This is a genomic window from Exiguobacterium sp. A1_3_1 (assembly GCF_048985645.1).
GTDB classification, from domain to species: domain Bacteria; phylum Bacillota; class Bacilli; order Exiguobacteriales; family Exiguobacteriaceae; genus Exiguobacterium_A; species Exiguobacterium_A indicum.
In genome coordinates this window covers 1-4,572 of the sequence record NZ_WBYY01000214.1, presented here as the reverse complement: position 1 = coordinate 4,572, position 4,572 = coordinate 1, and the positions used below count along the sequence as shown (strand labels likewise).

4 protein-coding genes and 1 pseudogene are annotated in these 4,572 nt (G+C 46.6%); all 5 read right to left on the bottom strand.

What is annotated here, in order from left to right; translation table 11 throughout:
• Positions 1-126 (bottom strand): annotated as a pseudogene (locus F8N00_RS16325) (50S ribosomal protein L4); the annotation flags it as partial.
• Between the two features lie 29 nt (positions 127-155).
• Entirely contained in the window at positions 156-782 is a 627-nt protein-coding gene (rplC, locus tag F8N00_RS16320; protein WP_023466629.1) for a 50S ribosomal protein L3, read from the bottom strand.
• A gap of 68 nt (positions 783-850) precedes the next feature.
• Positions 851-1,159, bottom strand: a complete 309-nt coding sequence (rpsJ, locus tag F8N00_RS16315) for a 30S ribosomal protein S10 (RefSeq protein WP_029343090.1) — start codon at positions 1,157-1,159, stop codon at positions 851-853.
• Between the two features lie 316 nt (positions 1,160-1,475).
• The gene (tuf, locus tag F8N00_RS16310) at positions 1,476-2,663 is read right to left on the bottom strand and encodes an elongation factor Tu (RefSeq protein WP_023466627.1); all 1,188 of its coding nucleotides are present in this window, start codon (positions 2,661-2,663) and stop codon (positions 1,476-1,478) included.
• Positions 2,664-2,780: 117 nt separating this feature from the next.
• A partial coding sequence (gene fusA / locus F8N00_RS16305) for an elongation factor G (protein ID WP_421018590.1) occupies positions 2,781-4,572 on the bottom strand: 1,792 nt, incomplete at its 5' end.

The window sequence follows — 4,572 nt, the reverse complement described above, 5'->3', positions numbered from 1 at the left end:
AGCTTGTTGCATGACGATTGCATCGTATACGACTGCTTCATTTGGCTCGATTCCGAAAACGGCATCTGCGAGCTCGATGTCTCCAACTTGTGTACCTGTTTGGTTAAGCAAAGCTACTTTAGGCATTCGTTATTCCTCCTTTCCTTGCAAACGGATTAGTTGCCTTTAACCGCAGTTTTGATGACAACTTGGCTCTTACGTGCGCCTGGGATAGCACCCTTGACGAGGAGTAAGCCGCGTTCTGCATCAACTTTTACGATTTCAAGGTTTTGAACAGTGATTTGCTCTCCACCCATGCGTCCAGGGAGCAATTTCCCTTTGAATACACGGTTAGGAGCAACAGGACCCATTGAACCTGGGCGACGGTGGTAACGCGAACCGTGAGCCATTGGACCACGTGATTGGTTGTGACGCTTGATTGCACCAGCGAAACCTTTACCTTTCGACGTACCTGTTACATCAACCATTTCGCCTGCAGCGAAAGTATCTGCTTTAATCTCTTGACCGATTTCGAAATCTGCTACTGATGTACGGATTTCTTTAATGAAGCGCTTAGGTGTCGCGTTTGCTTTCGCAGCGTGACCTTTTTGCGGTTTGTTTTGACGACCTTCTTTGATATCACCAAAGCCGAGTTGGACTGCTTCGTAACCGTCAACTTCCGTTGTTTTCAATTGAAGAACAACGTTACCTTCGACTGAAACGACAGTAACAGGGACGACTTCGCCTGACTCGTTGAAGATTTGTGTCATACCGAGTTTAGTTCCTAAGATTCCTTTAGCCATGAGATACACCTCCTAATATTGAATGATTTTGATCTTCTGGCTAGTATCAACTATCTATAGAAGAAAAATTAAAGTTTGATTTCGATGTCAACGCCCGATGGAAGTTCGAGACGCATAAGCGCATCAACAGTTTTCGGTGTTGGGTTAACGATGTCGATCAAACGTTTGTGTGTACGCATTTCGAACTGCTCACGAGCATCTTTGTACTTGTGAACGGCACGAAGTACTGTGTAGACCGCTTTCTCCGTTGGGAGTGGGATCGGACCAGATACAGTAGCACCTGAACGTTTTGCTGTGTCGACAATTTTCTCAGCCGATTGATCAAGCACGCGGTGATCGTATGCTTTCAAACGGATCCGAATTTTTTCATTTGCCATGTTATTTCCCTCCTTTTCGCCTATTTTGTAAATAGACATTCTCCGCGGAAATTTCCACACTAGCCATGGCAATGCCGCCTGGTGTGTCATAACCTCCCGCTTCATCGCGTTGTGTTTGTGACCAACATATTCTATCATACTGAATCACCAGCAAGAATGCAAGCACTAATAAAATAGAATATGTATTCAAGTCTCTCACCACTCGCACAAACACTTTCCTCAGTATATAAGATGTCAGACCATGTTGCAAGACTGTTTTCAAAGAAATGAAAAAAGGTCTTCCGCCACGGGAGACGGAAGACCTTTGTCTTAAAAATTACTCAACGATTTCTGTAACTGATCCAGCGCCTACTGTACGGCCACCTTCACGGATTGAGAAACGAGTTTCTTTTTCAAGAGCGATTGGTGCGATGAGTTCAACAGTCATTTCGATGTTGTCCCCAGGCATAACCATTTCAGTACCTTCTGGAAGTTGAACCATACCAGTTACGTCAGTTGTACGGAAGTAGAACTGCGGGCGGTAGTTCGCGAAGAATGGCGTGTGACGGCCACCCTCTTCTTTAGAAAGAACGTAAACTTGCGCTTTGAACTTTTTGTGTGGTGTGATTGTGTTTGGTTTCGCGAGAACTTGTCCACGCTCGATGTCGTCACGTGATACACCACGGAGAAGAGCACCGATGTTGTCGCCAGCTTCAGCATAGTCAAGAAGCTTACGGAACATCTCTACACCAGTACATACTGATTTTTTAGTTTCTTCGTGAAGACCAACGATTTCGATCTCGTCGTTGACTTTAAGAACTCCACGCTCAACGCGGCCAGTAGCAACTGTACCACGACCAGTGATTGAGAAGACATCCTCAACTGGCATCATGAAGTCTTTTTCAGTGTCACGAGTTGGTTCTGGGATGTACTCATCGACAGCTGCCATGAGTTCCATGATTTTTTCTTCCCATTTAGCTTCGCCGTTAAGCGCGCCAAGAGCAGAACCTTGGATAACTGGGAGGTCATCACCTGGGAAGTCGTACTCAGAAAGAAGCTCACGGATTTCCATTTCGACGAGCTCAAGAAGCTCTTCGTCGTCAACCATGTCAACTTTGTTCATGAATACTACGATGAAAGGAACACCTACTTGACGTGAAAGCAAGATGTGCTCACGTGTTTGTGGCATTGGACCATCTGTTGCAGAAACAACGAGGATCGCGCCGTCCATTTGTGCAGCACCAGTGATCATGTTTTTAACATAGTCAGCGTGACCTGGGCAGTCAACGTGTGCATAGTGGCGTTTTTCTGTTTCGTACTCAATGTGAGCTGTTGCGATTGTGATACCGCGCTCGCGCTCTTCTGGAGCACCATCGATTTGGTCAAACTTAGTTGCAGCTTTACCTTGTGCTTTTGCAAGTACAGCTGAGATAGCTGCTGTTAAAGTTGTTTTACCGTGGTCGACGTGGCCGATTGTACCAACGTTAACGTGCGGTTTAGAACGGTCGAATTTTTCCTTACCCATTCTGAATTCCTCCTCTATGTGTCTAATAATTTTTTATAACTAGGAAGGTGAGTCGTAAGATAACGTACACCTTCCTTAGCTTACACTAATCATAAAAGCGTGACAACCTGTGAAGGATTAGCCGTTTGCTTTTTTGATGATTTCTTCCGCAACTGATTTCGGTACTTCTTCGTAGTGATCGAAGTGCATCGAGTACGTTCCGCGACCTTGTGTGCGTGAACGAAGACCAGTAGCGTATCCGAACATTTCAGAAAGTGGAATCATTGAACGGACAACTTGAGCGTTACCGCGTGCTTCCATACCTTCTACGCGACCACGGCGTGATGTAACATCACCCATGATGTCTCCCATGTATTCGTCTGGGATGACGATTTCAACTTTCATCATTGGCTCAAGGATAACAGCGCCGCTCTTATCTTTAAGTTGTTTGACTGCCATTGAAGCCGCAACTTTAAATGCCATCTCGTTTGAGTCGACATCGTGGTACGATCCGAAGACGAGTGAAGCTTTTACGTCAACGACCGGGTAACCAGCAAGGATACCGTTTTGAAGTGCTTCTTCGATTCCGTTCTCAACCGCTGGGATGTATTCACGTGGAACAACACCACCGACGATTTTGTTGTTGAACTCGAAGCCAGCGCCTTCTTCGTTCGGCTCGAATTCTACGACGACGTGACCATACTGACCACGACCACCAGATTGACGAGCGAACTTCGAATCGATCTTCGCCGCTTGGCGGATCGTTTCACGGTAAGCTACTTGTGGAGCACCAACGTTTGCTTCGACTTTGAACTCGCGACGCATACGGTCAACGATGATGTCGAGGTGAAGCTCACCCATACCTGAGATGATCGTTTGACCAGTCTCTGGGTTTGTTTCAGTGCGGAACGTTGGATCCTCTTCAGCAAGCTTAGCGAGGGCTTGACCCATTTTATCTTGGTCAGCTTTCGTTTTTGGTTCGATAGCGACCGAGATAACTGGTTCTGGGAATGTCATTGATTCGAGAACGACGTTGTCTTTCTCTGCACAAAGCGTATCTCCAGTAGTTGTATCTTTCAAACCTACAGCTGCAGCGATGTCACCCGCGTATACCATCGGGATCTCTTCACGGCTGTTTGCGTGCATTTGAAGGATACGTCCAAGACGCTCACGTTTGCCTTTTGTTGAGTTTTTAACGTACGATCCTGCCGAAGCTGTACCAGAGTACACACGGAAGAATGTAAGTTTACCGACGTAAGGGTCAGTCATGACTTTGAACGCGAGTGCAGAGAATGGTGCTTCGTCCGAAGACTCACGCACGATTTCCTCATCCGTATCCATGTCGATACCTGAGATCGCTTTAACGTCGATTGGTGATGGGAGGTAATCGAGAACTGCGTCAAGCATAAGCTGAACACCTTTGTTCTTGAATGCCGAACCTACGAGTACAGGGTAGAAGTCAACTGTCAGAGTTGCTTTACGGATAGCCGCTTTCAACTCGTCGATTGTGATTTCTTCACCCTCGAGGTATTTCATCATCAATTCTTCTTCGTAATCCGCAACTGCTTCGATCAATGATCCACGGAGTTCTTCAGCTTGATCAGCGAGATCAGCTGGGAAACCGTCAGTCACTTCGATGTCAGTTCCGAGATCGTTGCCGTACATGTATGTTTTCTGTTCGACGAGGTCGATGATTCCTTTGAATTCATCTTCCGCACCGATTGGAAGTTGGATCGCGTGTGCGTTCGCTTGGAGGCGTTCGCGAAGCGTTCCGACCGAGTACAAGAAGTCTGCACCGATTTTATCCATTTTGTTAACGAAAACGATACGTGGTACGCCGTAAGTTGTAGCTTGGCGCCATACTGTCTCAGTTTGTGGCTCAACACCAGACTGAGCGTCAAGTACTGCTACCGCACCATCAAGTACGCGA